The organism is Kitasatospora sp. NPDC017646, from assembly GCF_044329365.1.
Classification (GTDB): Bacteria; Actinomycetota; Actinomycetes; order Streptomycetales; family Streptomycetaceae; genus Kitasatospora.
In genome coordinates this window covers 1-20,333 of the sequence record NZ_JBIRJC010000042.1, presented here as the reverse complement: position 1 = coordinate 20,333, position 20,333 = coordinate 1, and the positions used below count along the sequence as shown (strand labels likewise).

Genomic DNA, 20,333 nt, shown 5'->3' with positions numbered 1-20,333 from the left:
GGGAGTGGCCGGACGGGGGGCGGCGGACGAACCCGGGGACACGGGCGGGTGAACCAGGGGTTCTCCGCGCGGGGCCGCACCGACGCGGACTCACCGGACCGGACCGGGTCTCAGCGGACGGGGTTGATGAACCCCTGCTCGGTCAGCAGCCGCAGCGACTCCGGCACCCGGTCCCGCAGCACCACCCGGTCCTCACCGAGCAGGTGCGCGATGGCGTCCACGATCTCGCCCGCCGACAGCGTTCCGTCGCAGACCCCGACGAAGCCGGCTCCGACGGTGTCCACCTTGGTGGCCCGCCGCATGCCCCGGTTGTGCCGCAGCACCACGTGCTCCGGGTCCTCCGCCCCCGGCGCGCCGACCTGTTCCTGGACCACCTCGTCGGCCAGCACGTAGCGGGCCGCGAGCAGGCCTGCGTCGTCGTGGGAGCGCAGGAAGTCCTGCCGGTCGAACCACTCGTCGATGTGCGGGCCGAGCGGCTGCTCCACCGGATGCGGCCACTCCTCCACCCGGACGGTCGGGCGCTCGGCACCGCTCGCCCGCAGGGTGATCCAGCCCATCCCGATGCCCTCGACCCGGCCCGCCTCGAAGGCGTCCAGCCACTCGCCGTACCGGGCCTGGTAGTCACCGCCCGGACCGCGGTGGTCACCGCCGTCGCGCAGCCACAACTCGGCGTACTGGGCCACGTCCTGGACCTCGCGCTGGACGATCCAGGCGTCCAGCCCGGTGCCCGCCACCCAGCCGGCCAGCCGCTCGTGCCAGTCCTCGCCCCTGACGTGCTGCCAGTTGGCGAGCAACTGGCAGTATCCGCCCGGCTCCAGGTGGTCGGCGGCCGAGCGCACCAGGCTGCGGCACAGGTCGTCCCCGGCCATGCCGCCGTCACGGTAGGTGAACCGACCGGCCGGCGAGATGACGAACGGCGGGTTGGAGACGATCAGGTCGAACTTCCGCTCCCCGACCGGCTCGAAGAGGCTCCCGGTGAGCGCCTCGGTGTTGTCGAAGCCGGACAGCGCCAGGGTCAGTTCGGTGAACCGCAGCGCGCGCGGGTTGAGGTCGGTGGCGGTGACGCTGCGGGCGTGCCGGGCCGCGTGCAGTGCCTGCACGCCGGAGCCCGAACCGAGGTCCAGCGCCGCCCGGACGGGCCGGCGCACGGTGATGTTGGCCAGCGTCGTGGACGCCCCGCCAACCCCCAGAACCAGGTCCTTGCGGACCACTCCGTGCGCGGTCTCGCCGGAGCCGATCCCGCCCGCGCCGCCCACCGCACACCCCAGGTCGGAGACCACCCAGGCATCCGAACTGGGCAGCCCGGCAACCTCGTTGGCGTACGGCCGGACGTCCACCGTGGCGCGCACCAGATCACCATCCGGGCGCAGCCAGCCGTCCGCCAGGCAGTCCTCCACCGGCAGCGCGGCGGCGGCCGCCTTGTACGGCACCGGCTGCTGCAGCAGGAACAGCCGCACCAGCGTCTCCAGCGGGCTGCCGCCACGCGTCGCACGCAGCGCCGGGACCGCCTCGCTACGGGCCAACGCCGCGTAGCCGGTGGGCCCCAGCAGGTCCAGGCACCCGTCGGCGGTGAACGAGGCGGCGAGCAGCGCCTCGCGCAGCTTGGCCAGACGGGTCGGGTCGAGAACGGGACTACTGATCACCCCGCCATTGTCCCCCGCCCCGCCCCGCTCCGGCCCCACCGGCCCGTACGGAACGGGCGAGTGGGCCCGGTTCCGACCGGCCCGTCAACCCGACGGGTCGGACGACCGCCCCCTCGGCCGGGCCGCGGACCCCGCCCCTCACCAGGAGCGCGTCCTCGTCCCCGCGTCCCCGCCACGGCCAAGGCGCCTCACCGCCCGCGAACCGGAACGCCGACCCCAGATGCGGCGGGGCCGGGGCCCGCTTCCTCGAGCGGGTCCCGGCCCCCTGCTTCCCTCGGTCCGTCCCGCCTTCTCCCGGCCCCCTCCCCGCCTTCTCCCGGCCCCCTCCCGGCCTTCTGTCGGCCTCTCTCCAGGCCTTCTCCCGGCCGCTCTCCGCCTCGGGTCAGCTCGCGCTGGGTGCCGGAGTGGCTGGGGTCGTGGCCGGAGTCGTGGCCGGGGCCGGGGCCGCCGGGGTGTTGGCGGCGCCCGCCGAGGGCGTGGCTGCCGGGCTCGCGGGGGCCGTCGCGCCCGGCGCGGGGGTGCCGCTGGGGGCGCCGGTCGAGGCCGAGGCGCCGGCACTCGGAGCCGCGCTCGCGCCCGCAGGGGCAGGGGAACCGCCGACGCTGCCGCTCGCACCGGCGCCCGGAGCGGCCTGGGTCGACTTGCAGCCCTCCTGCTTGGCCATCGCCGCACCCAGGTCGCCGCGCTGCAGCTTGGCCTGTGCCTGGGTGGACAGCGAGGACAGCTGCTGCAGCTGGTCGGCGACGCTGTGCAGTGCGTCCGCGAACTTCGCCTGGTCGTTGCTGGGCAACCCGTCCAGCTTCTTCTGGACGTCCAGGTAGCCGTCGGACGCCTTCTTCAGCTCGTCGACGGTGTCCTTCTGCAGCGTCGCACCGTTGTCCACCTTGGGTGCACCGGCCGCGTCGATGGCAGCCGCGATGTCCTGATTGGTCTTGGCGAGTCGCCCGATGTCCGTCGAGAGCCGCTTCTGCAGGTCGGCCGGGGACTCACCGGTCTTCACCTGGCCGGTGTCGGCGAGGGCGGTCTGCGCCTGGGCGATCGGGTCCTTGGCCGCGCCGCAGACGTTCGACGCCCAGGACTCCAGCTGCTTGCTGTTGTCGCCGCCGCAGCCGACGGCTCCGAACGCGAGCAGCACGCCGAGGGCGGGTACGGCCAGCAGTCGCTTGTTCACCGGGAGAAGCCTTTCGGTTCGGTCGTCTTCGGTCGTCGAACCTACACGGCCGTCAACCGGTGCCCGGTTCCCGGCTGCTCGTCCCCCGGACGGCCCCTGTCCGCGCCTGCCCCGAACTTCACGCCACCACCCAGACCCAGCGCCCGCTCACGGCGCCACTCAGGCCCGCTCGACCCGATCGGATCGCCCGGCCGGACGGTGCGCAGCACCCGGGAGTCCCCGTCCAGCGCACCGAGGACGTTGCAGGGACTGGCCAGTCGGCACTCGCCGTCGTGCGAGACCGGGGTCGGGCCGTAGGGCAGTGCGAGGCTGTCGCCGTCGGTCCAGAACGCGACCGTGCCCGGCTCCACGACCTGTCGGGCACCGTCCTCGCGCGCCGTCGGGCACCGTCCTCGCGCGGCACGCTGACGGACGTGCCGAAGTAGACCTCCTCGCCCCGGGTACTGGCGGTCGAACTGATCGGCAGCTCGGCCCAGAGCGCCTTGGTGGCGGAGGTGGCCGCCAGCGTGGCGGTAACCTGCCCGGCCGGCCACAGGATGCGTATCCGCATGTGGTTCCTCTTCCGCGACAGGTCCGATCGAGGATCGGACCTGGTCGTGCCGGAAGCAGCGAACCGCCAGGATCAACAATTTGTCAACGAGTGCCGGGGGGCGGGATCCGGGCACGGCCAGGAAGCGGTTCGCGGACCACGACGACGTCGGCGATGTCGTCGACGTCGTTTCACGACAGAGCGACATCACGGCAACGCGACAGAGCAGCCGCCTCAGACCGCGACGGAGGCGACCGAGACCGGCCAGCTCATCCGGATCACGCCACCGTCGGCGCCGTTGCTGACCTCCAGGTCCTCGACCAGACCGGTGATCACGGCGAGGCCCAGGGTGTCCTCGTCCGGGTCGCCGCCCTCGGCAGCGCCGGAGGCCGGGACGGCGGCGGGGCCCGCCTCGTCCTCGACCTCGATGAGGAAACGCTTCTCCTGGTCGATCAGCGCGACCCGCACCGTGCCACCGATGCCACCGCGCTGGTGCAGACCGACCGCGCGCGAGCACGCCTCACCGACCGCGAGCCGCACTTCGTCGAGCACCGACTCGTCGACCCCGGCCCGTCTGGCGACGGCCGCGGCGACCAGCCTGGCCGTCCGCACGTGCTCGGGAAGCGCGCTGAATCGAAGTTCGACGGTTGCCATCTCTCCCCTTCGGGGTGCTCCAGACCGGAGCCGACGAAGCGGCCCCGCGAGCCGGCACTCGACCGGCCCTGAGGCGCCCGGGGAGCACGGGGCCGCGCGGGCCCCGCACCCCGGACGCGTGGAACGGGCGGGCCGGCCGCGTGGACCGGCCCGGACGCGTCAGTCGGTCGCGGCGACCGCGTCGTCCACCGAGGTGTGGATCGGGAAGACCTTGGTCAGACCGGTGATCCGGAAGATCTTGAGAATGCGCTCCTGGTTGCACACCAGGCGCAGCGAGCCCTCGTGGGCGCGCACCCGCTTCAGGCCACCAACCAACACGCCCAGGCCGGTCGAGTCGAGGAAGTCAACGCCTTCCATGTCGACGACGAGGTGGTACTTGCCGTCGTTGACGAGCTCGACCAGCTGCTCCCGCAGCTTCGGGGCGGTGTACACATCGATCTCGCCGCCAACCTCGACGACCGTACGATCGCCGACTGCACGGGTCGACAGGGACAGGTCCACGGAACCTCCAGCACCTTGCCTTGCTACGTCATGTGCGATCCTCGGCCGGACGGCCGCCACCGCATGGTCGCGAGCCCGGACGCGCCAAGCAAACGCGTGGCAAGCCTCGGCGCTGCGACCCACGGCCGTACGGCCGTCACGGCCACATTCAACCACCTGCGACCATGCCCGCACGATGGCTTACGACGATTCTCCGTCACGCCGGTGACACACTGGGTCCTCATGCCGCCCCGACACAGCCTGCCCGAGGCACTGCTCACGACCCTGTCCATCAGTCGGGGGCGGGCCGACCGGCTCACCCATACGGAGCACCTTCCCGCCCGACCCGCACGTTATGCGCCATGGCCCGACTCGATCCGACCGGAGATCGTCGCCGCGGCCCTGGACGTCGGAGTGGAACAGCCCTGGGCGCACCAGGCAGAAGCGATGAACCTGGCCAAAAGCGGCCAGACTGTGGTCATCGCCACAGGCACCGCCTCGGGCAAGTCGTTGGGCTATCTGGCCCCGGTGCTCAGCGACCTGCTGCAGGGCACCGAGGCCCGCAACGGCCGCGGCGCCACCGCGCTCTACCTGGCCCCGACCAAGGCGCTGGCCGCCGACCAGCGCCGCCGCGCCGCCGAACTCGCCCCGCCGCGGGTCCGGGCCGCCCTGTACGACGGCGACACCCCGCCCGAGGAACGCGAGTGGGTCCGCCAGTACGCCTCCTACGTGCTCACCAACCCGGACATGCTGCACCGGGGTATCCTGCCCGCGCACGCCCGTTGGTCCTCCTTCCTCAAGGTGCTGCGCTACGTGGTCGTCGACGAGTGCCACAGCTACCGCGGCGTGTTCGGCTCGCACGTCGCCCAAGTGCTGCGGCGGCTGCGCCGCATCTGTGCCCGTTACGGGTCGTCACCCACCTTCCTGCTCGCCTCCGCCACCACCGCCGACCCGGCCGTCACGGCCCGGCGGCTGACCGGCCTGCCCGCCGTGGCCGTCACCGAGGACGCCTCGCCGCGCGGACCGATGGTCTTCGGCCTCTGGGAGCCGCCGCTGACCGAGAACGTCGGCGAGCACGGCGCGCCGGTGCGCCGAACCGCCACCGCCGAGGCCGCGCACCTGCTGACCGACCTGGTCGAACGGCAGACCCGGACGGTCGTGTTCGTCCGTTCCCGCCGCGCCGCCGAACTGGTCGCACTGCAGACCCAGGACCAGCTCGGCCGGCCGCTCGCCGATCGGGTGGCCGCCTACCGCGGCGGCTACCTCGCCGACGAGCGCCGGGCCCTGGAGCGCGATCTGCACTCCGGCCGACTGCTCGGCCTCGCCTCCACCTCCGCTCTCGAACTCGGCGTCGACATCTCCGGACTCGACGCCGTCCTGATGGCCGGCTACCCCGGCACCCGGGCCTCGCTCTGGCAGCAGGCGGGCCGGGCGGGCCGTGAGGCCCAGGGAGCGCTGGCCGTCCTGATCGCCCGGGACGACCCGCTGGACACCTACCTGGTGCACCACCCGGAGGCGCTGTTCGCGACGCCCGTCGAGGCCACCGTGCTCGACCCCGACAACCCGCACGTACTCGCCCCGCACCTGTGCGCGGCGGCGGCCGAACTCCCGCTCACCGACGCCGACCTGGAGCTGTTCGGCCCCTCCACCGCACCGCTGCTGCCGGTGCTGGAGCGGCGCGGACTGCTGCGTCGGCGCACTGACGGCTCGTGGTACTGGACCCGCCGGGAGCGCGCCGCCGACGCCGTGGACCTGCGCGGCAGCGGCGGCAGCCCGGTGCAGATCGTCGAGGCCGACACCGGCCGGCTGCTCGGCACGGTGGACACCGCGGCCGCCCACACCACGGTCCACACCGGAGCCGTCCACCTCCACCAGGGCCGCACCTACCTGGTCCGGGAGCTCGACCTGGAGGACTCGGTCGCCCTGGTGGAGCCGGCCGACCCGCCGTACACGACGGCCGCCCGTGACATCACCTCCATCTCCGTCCTCGACACCGACACCACCGTCCGGTGGGGCGAGGGCCGGCTCAGCTTCGGCTCGGTGGAGGTGGTCAACCAGGTGGTCGGCTACCTCCGCAAACGGATCTCCACCGGGGAGATCATGGGTGAGAGCAAGCTCGACCTCCCGCCCCGCACACTGCGCACCCGCGCGGTCTGGTGGTCCGTCACCGAGGACCAGCTGCTCGACGCGGACCTCCCGCTCGACCGGCTGCCCGGCGCCGCCCACGCCGCCGAGCACGCCTCGATCGGCCTGCTGCCGCTGTTCGCCACCTGCGACCGGTGGGACATCGGCGGCGTGTCCGTCCCGCTGCACCCCGACACCGGGCTGCCCACGGTGTTCGTCTACGACGGCCACCCTGGCGGGGCCGGCTTCGCCGAACGCGGTTTCCAGCGGGCCGTCCCGTGGCTCACCGCCACCCGCGCCGCGATCGCCTCCTGCGAGTGCGAGCGCGGCTGCCCGTCCTGCGTCCAGTCACCCAAGTGCGGCAACGGGAACGACCCGTTGGACAAGGCGGCAGCCGTCCGGCTGCTGGACATCCTGCTGGCCGGGGCACCGGAGACCGGCTCCGCAGCGGGCCCGGGCGGCGGTGCGGGCCCCGGCGAAGGTGCGGGCCCCGGCGAAGGTGCGGGCCCGGACGGCGGAGCGCCGGCCGCTTCATGACACCGCCACCGCACCGCTCGTGCTGTGCGGAACGTCACCGGCGCCGTCCCCGGGCGGGGTGACCGGAGCCCGAACCGGTCCGGCCCGGGCCCTCGCCCGCGCCGGTCCGACCGGCAGCCGCAGCGGGAGCCCGCCGACCGGCACCTCGGCCACCACCTCGACGGCGTCCGCCGACCGGTCCACCGCGCAGGAGGCCAGAGCGGCACCCTGGGTCGCGGCGATCCCGGCGGCCCGACCGCAGCCGCCGTCCGGGTCCAGCAGGAGTCGGTCCGCTGCCGCGAGGGCCGCCAGGTCTGCGGCCGACTCGGCCCGGTGCCGGGCGGCCACCACCGCACCGACCGCGATCGTCGCGGCGAAGACCCCCGTGCCCAGCATCGCCAGGGCGAGCAGCCAGACCGTCGCCGAGCCCGCGTCCGCCCCGTACCCGTGCCGGCCGACGGCGGCGGCGCGGGCGGTCCGGGCTCGCACCAACCGCTCCACCGCCCGCCAGGGACCGGTCAGGCGGGCCACGGGCCGCCACCTCCCTCCGCGGTGCTGTCCAGGACGTCCTCCCGGGCGGCGACGGCCATCGCGCCGACCCGCACCGCCAGCAGACCGCCCAGCCTGCCCGGCGCCGCGCACGGGGCGTCCACGTCGACGCGCACCGTGTCCGCCGCGACCGCCAACCGCACCCGCGCTCCCGGCGGGGCCGCCGCGCGGGCGAGCTCGACGGCGTCCGCCTCCCCGCGCGCGGCGGCCCTGGCGCCGATCCGGGCCGCGTCCACGCAGGTGATCTGCGCAGCCGCCGCGAGCACGCCCCAGATCAGCATCGCCGCGAGCAGGACGAGCGCCGGCAGCACCACCGCCGTCTCCGCCGTGACGAAGCCCCCGTCCCCACGCCGCAGCGGCCGCACCACCCGGCCACACCCTGCCCGCGAACTCCCGCCGACCAGCTGGAGAGCGGGCACGGCGGGGGTTCCCGGCCTGCCCCTACGTCGCATGGAGTGCCCGTTCCAGCATCTCGGTCAGCGCCCCGGTGATGGCCGTGCTGGTCACCACCTTGTAGAGCCCGGCGGCGAGGGCACACGCGCCCAGGGTTCCCACCGCGTATTCGGCGGTGGTCATTCCGGCGTCCGACCGACCCCGGCGCCGGACCGCCCTGCGCACCCGGCCCTCGGCCCCGCGACTCCTCCGTCGCCACACCCCGAGCAACTGCCGGAGCGGCTGCCCCGTCCCAGCCTTGATCATCAGCACTGCGGCCATCGTTCTCTCCTGTCTGGATTGTCTTTGGGTTTGTTCCGGCCCCTTCCACGGCTCCGGCGATAGCGGACCCGACGCCCTCTCACATGGCCTGGGCGAACCGGCTGGTGAGGCCGATCACCACCGGCACCACCCCGATCAGAACGAAGGCCGGGAGGAAGCAGAGCCCTAGCGGAGCGGTGGCGAGCACTGCGGCTCGGCGGACCCGGGTGTGGGCGGTCCGGGCGGCGGCCGTCCGCTGCGCCTGGGCCAGTTCGATCAGCGGACCGGCCGCGGGCGCCCCGCCGACACTCGTCCGGACCAGGCAGCGCGCCAGCGGAGCCAGCGACGGGTGCTGTTCGCCGAGCCTGGTCCAGCACAGCTCTGGTGGTGCGCCCAGGGCCAGTTCGGCCCCGATCGCCACCAGCCTCGGCCCCAGTGGCGCGCCCATGCTCCGGCCCACCGCAGACACCGCCGCCGAGGGCAGCACCGCCGATCCGAGGCAGGCGGCCAACAGTTCCGCGCTCAGCGGGAGTTGCCTGGTCAGCGACTCCTCCTCCCGCGCTGCCCGACGATCCGTCGGCGACCGGGCCCGAGCCGACCACCGATGGACGCCCACCGCCGCCAGCACCCCGGCCACCGCCCCGACCCCACCGCCGACCAGCACCGCCACCGCCAGCCCTGCGCCGAGTGCCGAGACCACTCGGCGCCGGAGCCCAACACCCCGCGGTCTCAGCCCCGTTCGCAGTGGCGCCGCCTCCTGTTCCCGCTCTCGCTCCCGTTCTCGTTCCCGTTCCCAGGCGAACGCCCGCCGCCCGGTCCTGCGCCGCGCCGACCCCGCCGCCACGACCGCCGCCATCACCGCCGCTGTCACTGCCGTCGCAACCAGGGACTCGGCCGCCACCCATCCGAGGTTCCGCATCACGCCGCCCCCGCTCCGGCACCGAGGGCCCGCGCCCGCACAAGCCCTCGACGACCACCACCCTCACCCCGGTCCTCAGCGCCTCGCGGAGCCTCCAGCGCACCCCGGGCCGCCGCCCGGACGATACGGGCCGTCCAGAGCACCCCCAGCCCCTCCAGGACCGCTCCCGCCACGAGGCAGCCCAGTCCGGCCGAGGTGTGCAGCAGGACCTCCAGCGGACGGGCCCCGAGCCCACCGCCCAGGAGCAGACCCGCGCCCGGCAGGGCGGCCAGGACCGCGATCGTCGTACGCGGTCCGGCCAACTCCCCGGCGATCTCCTCCGCCAGCGCCTGTTCACCGCGCAGCGCCTCCGCGACCCGGTCCAGCGCCGCGGCCAGCCCCGACCCACCGTCGGAGGCGACCCGCCAGCAGGCCGCGATCGCTGCCGCCCCACTGCCACCGGGCAGCTCGGCCAGCAGTCGGAGCGCGGCAGGGACGTCCCCGCCGTAGCGGCCCGCCGCCAACCGGGCCACCGGTTCGGCTCCGAGCCGGCGCAGCCCGTCCGGCTCGACGGTGAGCCGCGCGGTGACCAGGTGCAGTGCCTGCTCCGGCGTCGCACCGCTGCGCAACTCCCCTGCCAGCGCGACACAGAGCTCCACCACCGCCGTGGCCCGCTGCCCGGCCTCCACGGCCAGGCGTCGCCGCAGCCGCCACCGCCGCAACGGCAGGACGGCCAGCGCCGCCGCGAGCACCGGTACCGGCGAGGCAGTGACCTGCCCGAAGACCAACCCCACTGGCAGGATCAGCAGTTCGGGAGCCAGCAGCCCCGGAAGGAGAGCCCGCCCGCGTCGCACCGCCCGCGGACCCGGCCCGCACACCGGAGGCCCGCTGCCTGCCAGCACCAGCCTGGAGCGCCGCCCGCCGGGCAACTGTTCCTGGACGGCGCGCCATCCGGCAACAGCCAGCATGCAGAGCACCGTCGCCCAGCAGAGCAGGACCTGATCACGTGTCATAGCCATCGCCTCCAACGTCATCGCCCCTTCCGGCCCCACGAGCCGAGCAGCACCAGAGCGCCCGCCGCGCACGCAGCCAGCAGCAGCACGAACCCGATCTCCACCAACCGCAACTCCCGCGCCGCCTGGGCCGCCGATGCCATCGGCACCGACGCGACCACCACCGGCACCACCGCTGACGCACTCATGGCGCCACCGCCCCGAGCACCACCCCGCGCGCGGCCAGCAGCCTGACCAGCCGCTCCCAGCCCGCCCCGGGCACCAGGCCGCCCGCCGCGGGGAACTCCACCGCCGGGATGGTCACGGCGAGCCCGTCGCGGTCCCCGGTCAGCGTGTGGATCTCCGCCACCCGGCGGCACCCGGAGCCCGGATCCCGGACCAGGTGCACCACCACGTCGAGCGCGGCGCGCAGTTGGCTGTGCAGCGCCGGCCGGTCGAGCCCGGCGAGCGAGCCCAGCGCCTCCAGCCGGACCGGCACGTCCGCCGCCGTGTTGGCGTGGACGGTGCCGCAGCCGCCTTCGTGTCCGGTGTTGAGCGCGGCCAGCAGGTCCGACACCTCGGCCCCGCGCACCTCGCCGATCACCAACCGGTCCGGCCGCATCCGCAGTGCCTGCCGGACGAGGTCGCGCAGGGTGAACTCGCCCAGCCCCTCCTGGTTCGGCGGTCGGCTCTGCAGCCGGACCACGTGCGGGTGGGCCGGCCGCAGCTCGGCGGAGTCCTCGGCGACCACGATCCGTTCGTCCGGTCCGACCAGGCCGAGCAACGCCGCGAGCAGGGTCGTCTTGCCCGATCCCGTCCCGCCGGAGACCAGCAGCGACAGCCGCGCCCGGACGATGCCGGCCAGCAGCTCGGCACCCTCGGGTGGCAGCGCCCCGCCCGCCGTCAACTCGTCGAGCGTGAACGGCCGGGGCCTGCACACCCGCAGCGAGATATGCGTGCAGCCGGCCGCGATCGGCGGCAGCACCGCGTGCAGCCTGGTGCCGTCCGGCAACCGGGCGTCCACCCAGGGCCGGGCGTCGTCCAGGCGCCGCCCGGCCGCGGTGGCCAGCCTGTGGGCCAGCCGCCGCACCGCTTCGGCGTCGGCGAACCGGATTCCGTTGGCTCGGTGGAGGCCGCCGCCACGGTCGACCCACACCTCCTCCGGACCGTTCACCAGCACGTCCGTGACGTCCGGCGCCGCCAGCAGCCGCTCCAGCGGGCCCGCACCCACCAGTTCGGCACGCAGCGAGCGCACGGTGTCCAGCACCTCGTCCCCGCCGAGCGGCGGCCGGGTGGCCCGCAGCACGGCCGCGACCGAGCCCGCCGTCGGGGCGGACCCCGACTCGGCGAGCCGTAGCCGCACCGCGTCCACCAGCTCCGCCGTCCGCTCCTCGCGGGCCGTCCGGCCGTACGGGCAGGGACCGTGTTCGGCCGACGGCGGCCCGCCGGGCGGCGGCACGCTCCTGAGCCACCGGTGCTCCCGCGCACCGTCGCCGGGGACCGGGGCACCGACCCGAAGTCCTGTTCTGCGCAGACGGACCATCAGTACACACCTCCTCCGACCGCCGACACCGGCGGCAGCACTTCGTTCAGGAAGGTCGCGCAGAAGCGCGCGAGCGGGCCGCCGTCCCGCATGCCGGGCGGGACACCCTTCTCGACGTCCTCGGCCAGGCCCGGCTCCGGTTCCAACTCCCCGGCCAGCTCCAACCGCAGTCCGCGGGCGATCCGGTGCGCCGGAAGCCCGCCGGTCCGCACCGGCCGGACCACCGCCCGGACGTCCCCGAGCCGCATCCGGACCGCCGCCGCGACCCGGTCGGCGGCGGCCACCGCGCGCAGCTCGGCCGGAACCACCAGCAACGCCAGGTCGGACTGGAGCAACGCCTGCCCGGCGGCCGCGTCGAGATGGCGCGGCACGTCGACCACCACCAGGCCGCCGCGTCGCCGGGAGGCGGCCAGCACGCTGCGCATGGCCTCCGGCGGCACCATCAGGGTGTCGCCGCGGTCCCAGGACAGGCAGGACAGCGCGGAAAGCCGTTTGAGGGCCGGCAAGGCCCTGGCCAGCTCGGCCCCGCTGACCCGCCCCCGCGCGCCGGCCAGGTCGGGCCAGCGCAGCCCGCGGGCCGCCTCGCCGCCGAGTAGGACGTCCAGGCCCCCGCCGAGCGGATCACCGTCGAGGAGCATCGTCCGCCGCCCCGTCCGCGCGGCCGTGACCGCGAGGGCGCAGGCCAGCGTCGAGGCCCCGGCCCCGCCCCGTCCGCCGAGCACGGCGACGGTGACCGCCGGCGAGCCGACGCCCTCGGCCGCGTCCGCGATCCGGTCCAACAGCCAGGCCTCGGCGTCGGGCAGGAAGAGCACGTGCTCGGCGCCGAGTCGGACGGCTCTGACCCACACCCCGGGATCATCGAGGTCCAGCCCGAGCAGCAGCACCCCGGTACGCCTGTCCAGCCCGGCGCAGCGTTCCGCCTGGTCGTCCCCGACCAGGACGAGCGGGGCGGCCTCCCACAGCTCGCGCGGCGGCGGCTCACCCCTGATCAGCCTGGGTTCGCTGCCCGCCGCCGCGCAGAGCCGCAGCAGGTGCTCGGCCAGGCCCTCGTCCTCGGTGACGACGAGCGGCCCGGCGGCCGCGGGCCCCTCGGCGGTGACGTGGTCGGCGATCGGCGTCGACATGGTGTTCTCCCCTCTGCGCCGCGGGCCACCCGGGGCGGCCACGACGCGCGTCGGACGGTTCCGACGGACGGCCGCCAGGCAGACCTCTTGGGGGATGAAGGGGTTTGAGGCCCTGCCCGGCGACCGCCGCCGACCATCACGGTGGGGGGAGATCCGGATTCCGTCATCCACGTTCCGATTGCCTGTGGATAACTCGGGGGCTGTGGATGAAAACGTTCACCCGGGCGGGGGGCTATTCGGCGAAGAATTGACGAAAGGGGTCACGGAGATGAACCGGCCATCCATCGACCCTCCTCCGACCGCCTTCCCCACACCCTCGCGCAGGCCCTCCCGCGCCCGTCGGTGCGGCCCCGTGGCGCCTCCCGCAACCAGCCGCCCGCGCTGCGGGCGCCATGAGCAAACGGCAACGCAGAGTGACGAAAGGTGGTGGGCGGACGAAGCTGGCGACACCCCCTGCACACCGTCAGCGAGGCCTTCGCGGAAGCCGCCGAGAACGGCTTCCAAGCCCTGAAAATGGCCCCGGACGTGCGACGACCCCCGCCGGGGGGGAGAGCGGGGGTCGTCTATCCACAGCCCGACTCGGGGGGGAGGAGCCGGACCGGGTTAGCACGGTCGCGAACGATCCGTGACTTCCATGGTGTACCCGAGCGGCCAGAAACACAAACCCGCACGCCCGCGAGTACACCGAATGGCGGGGTGTTTTGTGGCTCCCTCTATCCTCGGTTCCCGTGGACACCACCGAGAACGCCGACGACCCCGCCGACGAGTCCCAGGGCGGCCCCACCGGGCCCGATGAGCCGACCGCCCCCGCCCGCCCCCGGCCGGGCGGACCGCGCACGGCCGCCTTCTTCGACCTCGACAAGACCATCATCGCGAAGTCGAGCGCGCTGGCTTTCAGCCGCCCTTTCTACCAGGGCGGTCTGATCAACCGTCGGGCCGTACTGCGCAGCGCGTACGCCCAGTTCGTCTTCCTGGTCGGCGGCGCGGACCACGACCAGATGGAGAAGATGCGCGAGTACCTCTCCGCGCTCACCCGGGGCTGGAACGTCCAGCAGGTCCGCGAGATCGTCGCCGAGACGCTGCACAACCTGATCGACCCGATCATCTACGACGAGGCCGCCTCACTGATCGAACAGCACCACGCGGCCGGCCGGGACGTGGTGATCGTCAGCAGCTCCGGCTCCGAGGTGGTCGAGCCGATCGGCGCGCTGCTCGGCGCGGACCACGTGATCGCCACCCGGCTCAAGGTCGAGGACGGCTGCTACACGGGCGAGATCGAGTACTACGCCTACGCCGAGAACAAGGCCGCCGCCATTCGGGAGTTGGCCGGGGCGGAAGGCTACGACCTCGCCGAGTCCTACGCCTACAGCGACTCCGCGACCGACCTGCCGCTGCTGGAGGCGGTCGGCCACCCCTCGGCCGTCAACCCCGACCGCGCGCTGCGCAGGGAGGCGCACGCCCGGGAATGGCCCGTGCTGGTCTTCGATCGGCCGGTGCAACTGCGACGGCGGCTGCCCGAGTTCTCCGCGCCGAGCGGCTCGGTGCTGACCGCGGTGGCGATCGGGACGGCCGCGGTGACCGCCAGGGTCATCTGGTACCTGGCGCGGCGGCGCCGGCCCGCCGCGCGGAGCCCCCGCCAGAAGCCGTGATCCGGCAGCAAGGCTGCTAAAACGGGTAATCGGTACAGACTTCTCGTTTCGGGTTCCCCTTTCGGCCGAAACGCGATACAAATGAAGCACGGCCCGCGAGACCCGGTCAGGACCGAAGAGGTCAAACCGACAACGCAGTTCAGGCCCACGGACCGCACGTACAGATAACCGAGCACCCACATGCAGCCGACCCGCTGTCGGGCCGCCGGACCAGACGAACGGGCAGGATCCCCGTCTGATCGGCACTTCCGGTGCATGCTTGGTCACCCGGTATCTGCACCAGCGGCGGCACCCAGCAGGATCAGGTGCCGCCGCATCTCCGTGCCCGCGAGGCGGGTGATGCCCGCAGCACCCGCGGGCCGGGCCGCTCAGACCATGCCGCGCTGCATCGCCTCGCAGACCGCCGTGCTCTCCCGGACGCCGAGCCGCAGCGCCCGTCCGCAGTGCGCGATCCAGGCCGCCATCCCTTCGGACGTACCCGCCAGGTAGCCCGCCAGGGCGCGGCGGTAGGCGTCGGTGCCCAGCTCGGCCAGGCCGACCTCGGCGGGGCAGATCGACTTCGGGTCGAGCCCCTCGGCGATCAGCACGATCCGCTGGGCGGCCCGCGCGATCAGCCCGTTGTTGGTGCCGAACGGCCGCAGGGCGAGCAGCTCGCCGTGCACCACCGCGGCGACCACCAGAGCCGGCGCGCCCACGCCGTGGCCCTCCGTGCGGGCCACCAGCAGGCGGGAGAGCTGGTCCAGCCGGGCCGCGACCTCCTCCGCGTCCGGGGCGGGCGGCAGCACCGGCAGCGGCCCGACCCCGGCGTCGACCTCGACGCTCTCCACCGGCTCGAGCTCCAACGGAAACAGCTCCTCGGCGCGCTCCCCCGCCCGGCGCGGCCGGCCGGCGGCCGGGTCGGCGTCGCCGACCGCGAGCAGGTGCAGCCGGGCCAGCACCTGCAGCGGCGAGTGCCGCCAGACGCTGAGCAGCTGCCCCGCCTCGGCGGCGATCCGCAGGGCAGCGCCGACCGTGCGGGCGTCGGCGTCCAGGCTGAAGTCGGTGCGGCGCCGGACCTCCTCTAGCGGCCAGTCGGCCCCGGCCACGGCCGCCGACGCACGGGCGCCGCGCAGCGCGGACTCGGAGGTGACCTCGGCCGCGCGGCGGCGCATGACCCGGTGGCCGTAGAGCCGGTCGACGGCCTTGCGCACTTCGGCCACGGCGTCGGACACCCCGGGGAGCTGGGCCAGCGGGGCGAGGGGATCTGTTCCAGTGCTCACCTACCCGAGAGTAATGAACAGCCCGCCCCTCCCGGAACAGCAACCCCGCATCACCCTTTCGAGGCAATCCTCACTTCCCTCTCCCGGTGGGGCCCAAACCCCGGCTAGCATGGCCACTATCGGAGACGATAACGATTTCCAATTAGGGGTGCCCCCGCGCGCGCCCCTGAGCACGCGGCCCGCCCCCCAGGGCCCAGAGCGAGAGCCGGAGCCCCAGATGAAGATCGCCTTCGTCGGCAAGGGCGGCAGCGGGAAGACCACGCTGTCCGCACTGTTCATCCGCCACCTGGCCGCCATCGGTCGGCCGGTCATCGCCGTCGACGCCGACATCAACCAGCACCTGGGCCCCGCCCTCGGCCTGACCGACGCTCAGGCGGCCGAGCTGCCCCCGCTCGGCGGACACCTGCCGGAGATCAAGGAGTACCTGCGTGGCAGCAACCCGCTGATCCGCTCGTCCGACGAGATGATCAAAACCACGCCGCCCGGCCGCGGTTCGCGCCTGCTGCGGATCGTCGAGGAGAACCCGGTCTACGCCGCCTGCGCCCGACCGATCGCACTGGACGAGGGCTCGGTCCGGCTGCTGGCGACCGGCGCGTTCACCGAGGAGGACCTCGGGGTGGCCTGCTACCACTCCAAGGTCGGCGCGGTGGAACTGCTCCTCAACCACCTGCTGGACGGACCGGACGAGTACCTGGTCACCGACATGACGGCCGGTTCGGACTCCTTCGCCTCCGGCCTGTTCACCCGCTTCGACCTCACCTTCCTGGTGGCCGAGCCGACCCGCAAGGGCGTCTCGGTCTACCGCCAGTACAAGGACTACGCGCGGGACTTCGGGGTCCAGCTGCGGGTGATCGGCAACAAGGTGCAGGGCCCGGACGACCTGGCGTTCCTGCGGCGCGAGGTCGGCGACGACCTGCTCACCACCTTCGGGCAGTCGGACTGGGTGCGCCGGCTGGAGCAGGGCGCCGAGCCGCCGCTGAGGTCGCTGGAGCCGGCCAACCGGGCCGTGCTGGAGGAGCTGCGGACCGAGGCCGAGGCGGCGTACGGACTGCGCGACGCGCACCGTTACACCGAGCAGGCCGTGCACTTCCACCGGCGCAACGCGGAGAGTTGGGCCAACGCCAAGGTCGGGATCGACCTCGCGACCCAGGTGGACGAGGGATTCGTGCTCGGCGGGTTCCCGGGCGAGTTCGCGGCGGACGGCGCGCCGACCGCCCCGGCGGGCGTCACCGCCTGATCCCACCTACGACACCGCCACCGACGGGCCGTGGCCTCCCCTCCATCCGGGGCGGCCACGGCCCGTCCGCCGTGTCGGCCCGAGCCGCCCACCTGCGGATTCCCGTCGGTTCGAATGCCACCCAATGGGGTGAACCGGGGACTTTCCGCTTCCTCCGGGAACGACGCTATGCAAAGCTTTCATTACCCTCGGTTTACCGAGTCTTGACAGCCCGTCCCGACGGCCCTCGGCGAGACCCCCGCACCTCGCCCTGGCCCTTGGCGGGCAGATGGTCGACGCCGGCCGGTGACACCGCACTCCCTGCCGCGCCCACGCCATCCCGCCACACCGTCGCGACCACGACAGCCGATCCGCCCCGGAGCCCGACCCCGGACTCACCACCGGACCTGACTGCGTTCGTTCCCCCGGACAGACGGGAAGACCATGACACTCGACATCTCCAGCGCCCCCATCGCCTCCGACACCACCGACCACGCGCCACCGGGCCCCGGCCCGCGGGCCCGCTGGGCCCGCGACCTTTCCGCCTCCCTGGTGGTCTTCCTGATCGCCGTGCCGTTCTCCCTCGGCATCGCGCTCGCCACCGGCGCCCCGCTCAGCGCCGGACTGGCCGCCGCGGCCGTGGGCGGCATCGTGGGCGGGCTGTCCGGCGGCACCCCGCTCATGGTCAGCGGCCCCTCCGCCGCACTGACCGTGATCACCGCCGGGCTGATCGCCCAGTACGGCTGGCGCGCCACCTGCGCCGTCACCGTCGCCGCCGGGCTGCTCCAACTCCTGCTCGGAGCACGCCGGGTGGCCCGGACGGCACTCGCCGTCTCGCCCGCGATCGTGCACGGGATGCTGGCCGGAGTCGGGCTCACCATCGCCATCGCGCAGCTGCACGTCGTCCTCGGCGGCTCCCCGCAGAGCTCGGCGATCGCCAACCTCCTCGCGCTGCCGGGGCAGTTGGCCGGTCCGCACCCACCGGCGCTGCTGGCCGGCACGGTGACCGTGGCCGTGCTGCTGGGCTGGCCCCGGCTCGACCGACTCCCCGGCCGGGCGGCCGAGTTCGGCGCCCGCCTGGCCAAGGTGCCCGGCCCGCTGGCCGCCGTGGCCGTCGCCACCGCGCTCGCCCTCGCCCTGGACCTGCGGCTCGCCCACATCGAACTGCCCGCCTGGCAGCCGCACTCGCTCGCGCCCGCACTACCGCACGGTTCGCCCACCGGGGTGCTCGCCGCCGTCCTCACCGTTACCGCCGTCGCGAGCGTGGAGTCGCTGTTGTCCGCCGTGGCGGTGGACCGGATGTCCCAGCGCACCGGTGACCTCGACCGCGAGCTGCGCGGACAGGGTCTCGCCAACCTGGTCAGCGGGCTGGTCGGCGGACTGCCGATCGCCGGCGGCGCCGTGCGCAGCACCGCCAACGTCCGGGCCGGCGGGCAGACCAGGTGGGCCTCGGTGCTGCACGGCGTCTGGGTGCTCACCGCCGCGCTGGCGCTGGCCGGCGGCTTGCGCCGGATCCCGCTGGCCGCCCTGGCCGCGATGGTGCTGGTGGTCGGGCTGCAGATGGTGAGCTTCGCACACATCCGCAACGTGCACCGGCACCGCGAGTTCCCCGTCTACCTGACCACCATGCTCACCGTGGTCGCCTTCGGCGTGCTGTGGGGTGTCGGCCTCGGCGCCGCCACCGCCGTGGTGCTCGCGCTCTACCGGCTGACCCGCGCCCACGTGGACGTCGAGACCGGCCCCGGCGGTTCGGTCACCGTCCAGACCCACGGGCCGCTCACCTTCACCGCCGTCCCCCGACTGAGCCGGGCACTGGCCGGGATCCCCGCCGCCGCCGAGGTCACCGTGGTGCACGACGGCTCCTTCCTGGACCACGCCGCGTACGAGACCCTGCACGACTGGCGGACGGGGCACCAGGCCGCGGGCGGCCGGGTCTCGCTGGTGACGCGGCGCCAGGACGACGAGGTGCTCGACCCCGACGGCACGGTCCGCGCGGGCAGTTCACCAGCCCCGCACCGCTGCCGGGCCTGGACGCCCTGGGTCGGCCACCACTGCATCGAGCAGCAGGAGGACCCGCACGGCCGGCTGCTGGACGGCGTCCGGGTGTTCCAGCAGCACACCGCCCCGCTGATCAGGCCCGAACTCGCCCGGCTGGCTCGGGAGGGGCAGACGCCCTCCCAGCTCTTCCTGACCTGTGCGGACTCCCGGATGGTGACCAGCATGATCACCAACAGCGGTCCCGGCGACCTGTTCACCGTCCGGAACGTGGGCAACCTGGTGCCAGCTCCGTTCGAGCCCGGCGCGGCCGACGATTCGGTCGCCGCCGCGGTGCAGTACGCGGTCGAGGCGCTGGAGGTGCGCTCGATCACGGTCTGCGGCCACTCCGGCTGCGGCGCGATGAAGGCCCTGCTGGACGGCGTGCACGAGCGCACCGGGCCGCCCACCCCGCTGACCCGCTGGCTGCGCAACGGCCGCGGTTCGCTGGACCGGCTGCGGCGGGTCCCGGCCGAGTTCGCCGACCGGCCGGTGGCCGATCTCGTGGAGCAGCTCTGCATCACCAACGTGGTGCAGCAGTTGGACCAGCTGATGGCGAATCCGGCCGTCGAGCGCCGGGTCGAGGAGGGCAGCCTGCGGCTGGTCGGGATGTACTTCGACCTCGCCACCGCCCAGGCCTACGTCCTCGACCGCGCCGCCGGGACGTTCAGCCCGGTCGAGGCCCGCTCGGGCGCCTGCGCCGGAGCCCGGCCGGACGAGCAGCGCGAGGGGGAATCGGCCGAACGCGTGAGGGAGGACGGCAGGGTTCCATCCGGCGGCAGCGAGGAGGGCCCCCAGCTGGCCGCCTGAGAGCCGGGTCCGTGTCCCCGCCGGGCGGGCCGGGGCACGGGCCCACCGACCCCCGTACGACCCGCCGCCCGCGCGACCGACCGCACGCCGGTCGTTCGATGTCCGGTCAAAGGTCTACACCAATTCCAAGGAGCCTCTTGTCAAGTGACCCGTTTGCCTGGTGAGCTTGTGCGCTGGGACACACGGGACAATCCCCACGCACGGGATCGCCCCAGATCATGACTCGATGAGGAGTGCGCGTTGAGCAACGAGAGCCTGGCCAACCTGCTCAAGGAGGAGCGGCGTTTCGCCCCGCCGACAGAGCTCGCCGCAGCCGCCAACGTCACCGCGGACGCGTACGCTCACGCCTCCGAGGACCGTCTGGGCTTCTGGGCCGAGCAGGCCCGCCGTCTCAGCTGGGCCGTCGAGCCGACCGAGACGCTCGACTGGTCCAACCCGCCCTTCGCCAA

At 74.1% G+C, this 20,333-nt stretch carries 19 protein-coding genes and 1 pseudogene; 5 read left to right on the top strand and 15 right to left on the bottom strand.

Features of this window, described 5'->3' with window-relative positions; genetic code table 11:
- Positions 1 to 110: 110 nt before the first annotated feature.
- The 6 genes and pseudogenes from ACH4J0_RS35995 to bldG all read right to left on the bottom strand — a co-directional run bounded on the left by ACH4J0_RS35995 (position 111) and on the right by bldG (position 4,498).
- Positions 111 to 1,643: a methyltransferase gene (locus ACH4J0_RS35995; protein ID WP_396245384.1), complete on the bottom strand. Its 1,533-nt coding sequence runs from the start codon at positions 1,641 to 1,643 to the stop codon at positions 111 to 113.
- A gap of 382 nt (positions 1,644 to 2,025) precedes the next feature.
- The gene (locus ACH4J0_RS35990) at positions 2,026 to 2,814 is read right to left on the bottom strand and encodes a small secreted protein (RefSeq protein ID WP_396245383.1); all 789 of its coding nucleotides are present in this window, start codon (positions 2,812 to 2,814) and stop codon (positions 2,026 to 2,028) included.
- Between the two features lie 41 nt (positions 2,815 to 2,855).
- Positions 2,856 to 3,164: a cyclophilin-like family protein gene (locus tag ACH4J0_RS35985; RefSeq protein WP_396245382.1), complete on the bottom strand. Its 309-nt coding sequence runs from the start codon at positions 3,162 to 3,164 to the stop codon at positions 2,856 to 2,858.
- 110 nt (positions 3,165 to 3,274) lie between these two features.
- A pseudogene (locus tag ACH4J0_RS35980) lies at positions 3,275 to 3,364 on the bottom strand (hypothetical protein); the annotation flags it as partial.
- Positions 3,365 to 3,577: 213 nt separating this feature from the next.
- Complete coding sequence (locus ACH4J0_RS35975) at positions 3,578 to 3,997, bottom strand: ATP-binding protein (protein ID WP_396245381.1); 420 nt, start codon at positions 3,995 to 3,997, stop codon at positions 3,578 to 3,580.
- Between the two features lie 159 nt (positions 3,998 to 4,156).
- Complete coding sequence (gene bldG, locus ACH4J0_RS35970; protein WP_188305076.1) at positions 4,157 to 4,498, bottom strand: anti-sigma factor antagonist BldG; 342 nt, start codon at positions 4,496 to 4,498, stop codon at positions 4,157 to 4,159.
- A gap of 222 nt (positions 4,499 to 4,720) precedes the next feature.
- Here bldG and ACH4J0_RS35965 point away from each other — a divergent pair, with 222 nt between their 5' ends.
- Entirely contained in the window at positions 4,721 to 7,138 is a 2,418-nt protein-coding gene (locus tag ACH4J0_RS35965; protein ID WP_396245380.1) for a DEAD/DEAH box helicase, read from the top strand.
- Here ACH4J0_RS35965 and ACH4J0_RS35960 read toward each other — a convergent pair.
- The 8 genes from ACH4J0_RS35960 to ssd all read right to left on the bottom strand — a co-directional run bounded on the left by ACH4J0_RS35960 (position 7,133) and on the right by ssd (position 12,916).
- The gene (locus ACH4J0_RS35960) at positions 7,133 to 7,648 is read right to left on the bottom strand and encodes an Rv3654c family TadE-like protein (RefSeq protein ID WP_396245379.1); all 516 of its coding nucleotides are present in this window, start codon (positions 7,646 to 7,648) and stop codon (positions 7,133 to 7,135) included. The two genes, ACH4J0_RS35965 and ACH4J0_RS35960, sit on opposite strands and share 6 nt — an antisense overlap.
- Positions 7,636 to 8,085, bottom strand: coding sequence for a TadE family type IV pilus minor pilin (locus ACH4J0_RS35955; RefSeq protein ID WP_396245378.1), 450 nt, complete (start codon positions 8,083 to 8,085; stop codon positions 7,636 to 7,638). The genes ACH4J0_RS35960 and ACH4J0_RS35955 overlap by 13 nt, the downstream gene beginning before the upstream one ends.
- A gap of 22 nt (positions 8,086 to 8,107) precedes the next feature.
- Entirely contained in the window at positions 8,108 to 8,365 is a 258-nt protein-coding gene (locus ACH4J0_RS35950; RefSeq protein ID WP_396245412.1) for a DUF4244 domain-containing protein, read from the bottom strand.
- A gap of 94 nt (positions 8,366 to 8,459) precedes the next feature.
- Complete coding sequence (locus ACH4J0_RS35945; RefSeq protein WP_396245377.1) at positions 8,460 to 9,059, bottom strand: type II secretion system F family protein; 600 nt, start codon at positions 9,057 to 9,059, stop codon at positions 8,460 to 8,462.
- A 218-nt stretch (positions 9,060 to 9,277) separates the two neighbouring features.
- A complete protein-coding gene (locus ACH4J0_RS35940) occupies positions 9,278 to 10,270 on the bottom strand; it encodes a type II secretion system F family protein (protein WP_396245376.1) in 993 nt (330 codons plus the stop codon).
- A gap of 17 nt (positions 10,271 to 10,287) precedes the next feature.
- Positions 10,288 to 10,458 (bottom strand): hypothetical protein, encoded by a 171-nt coding sequence (locus ACH4J0_RS35935; protein ID WP_396245375.1) that lies wholly within the window; start codon positions 10,456 to 10,458, stop codon positions 10,288 to 10,290.
- Positions 10,455 to 11,792 carry a TadA family conjugal transfer-associated ATPase gene (locus ACH4J0_RS35930; RefSeq protein WP_396245374.1) on the bottom strand — a complete coding sequence of 446 codons (1,338 nt, stop codon included), beginning with the start codon at positions 11,790 to 11,792 and terminating at the stop codon, positions 10,455 to 10,457. Before ACH4J0_RS35930 ends, ACH4J0_RS35935 begins: the two co-directional genes overlap by 4 nt.
- Positions 11,792 to 12,916, bottom strand: a complete 1,125-nt coding sequence (ssd, locus tag ACH4J0_RS35925; RefSeq protein ID WP_396245373.1) for a septum site-determining protein Ssd — start codon at positions 12,914 to 12,916, stop codon at positions 11,792 to 11,794. Before ssd ends, ACH4J0_RS35930 begins: the two co-directional genes overlap by 1 nt.
- Positions 12,917 to 13,644: 728 nt before the next feature.
- Between ssd and ACH4J0_RS35920 the strand changes: the two genes are divergently transcribed.
- Complete coding sequence (locus ACH4J0_RS35920) at positions 13,645 to 14,565, top strand: HAD family hydrolase (protein ID WP_396245372.1); 921 nt, start codon at positions 13,645 to 13,647, stop codon at positions 14,563 to 14,565.
- A 368-nt stretch (positions 14,566 to 14,933) separates the two neighbouring features.
- Here the strand turns inward: ACH4J0_RS35920 and ACH4J0_RS35915 are convergent, their stop codons facing one another.
- Positions 14,934 to 15,824: an oxidoreductase gene (locus ACH4J0_RS35915; RefSeq protein ID WP_396245371.1), complete on the bottom strand. Its 891-nt coding sequence runs from the start codon at positions 15,822 to 15,824 to the stop codon at positions 14,934 to 14,936.
- A 217-nt stretch (positions 15,825 to 16,041) separates the two neighbouring features.
- On the opposite strand from ACH4J0_RS35915, the gene ACH4J0_RS35910 reads away from it, so the two are divergent.
- The 3 genes from ACH4J0_RS35910 to ACH4J0_RS35900 all read left to right on the top strand — a co-directional run.
- On the top strand, positions 16,042 to 17,061 hold the full coding sequence (locus ACH4J0_RS35910; RefSeq protein ID WP_396245370.1) for an ATP-binding protein: 1,020 nt from the start codon (positions 16,042 to 16,044) through the stop codon (positions 17,059 to 17,061).
- Between the two features lie 423 nt (positions 17,062 to 17,484).
- Positions 17,485 to 19,884, top strand: a complete 2,400-nt coding sequence (locus ACH4J0_RS35905) for a SulP family inorganic anion transporter (RefSeq protein ID WP_396245369.1) — start codon at positions 17,485 to 17,487, stop codon at positions 19,882 to 19,884.
- 240 nt (positions 19,885 to 20,124) lie between these two features.
- The coding region (locus tag ACH4J0_RS35900; protein ID WP_396245368.1) for an acetyl-coenzyme A synthetase N-terminal domain-containing protein at positions 20,125 to 20,333 on the top strand (209 nt) is incomplete at its 3' end.

Bases quoted from the DNA above. Each gene is read 5' to 3' on its own strand.
- ACH4J0_RS35910 (WP_396245370.1), top strand. From the start codon at position 16,042: ATGAAGATCGCCTTCGTCGGCAAGGGCGGCAGCGGGAAGACCACGCTG.
- ACH4J0_RS35940 (WP_396245376.1), bottom strand. From the start codon at position 10,270: ATGACACGTGATCAGGTCCTGCTCTGCTGGGCGACGGTGCTCTGCATG.
- ACH4J0_RS35965 (WP_396245380.1), top strand. From the start codon at position 4,721: ATGCCGCCCCGACACAGCCTGCCCGAGGCACTGCTCACGACCCTGTCC.
- ACH4J0_RS35950 (WP_396245412.1), bottom strand. From the start codon at position 8,365: ATGATCAAGGCTGGGACGGGGCAGCCGCTCCGGCAGTTGCTCGGGGTG.
- ACH4J0_RS35905 (WP_396245369.1), top strand. From the start codon at position 17,485: ATGACACTCGACATCTCCAGCGCCCCCATCGCCTCCGACACCACCGAC.
- ssd (WP_396245373.1), bottom strand. From the start codon at position 12,916: ATGTCGACGCCGATCGCCGACCACGTCACCGCCGAGGGGCCCGCGGCC.
- ACH4J0_RS35975 (WP_396245381.1), bottom strand. From the start codon at position 3,997: ATGGCAACCGTCGAACTTCGATTCAGCGCGCTTCCCGAGCACGTGCGG.
- ACH4J0_RS35935 (WP_396245375.1), bottom strand. From the start codon at position 10,458: ATGAGTGCGTCAGCGGTGGTGCCGGTGGTGGTCGCGTCGGTGCCGATG.
- ACH4J0_RS35930 (WP_396245374.1), bottom strand. From the start codon at position 11,792: ATGGTCCGTCTGCGCAGAACAGGACTTCGGGTCGGTGCCCCGGTCCCC.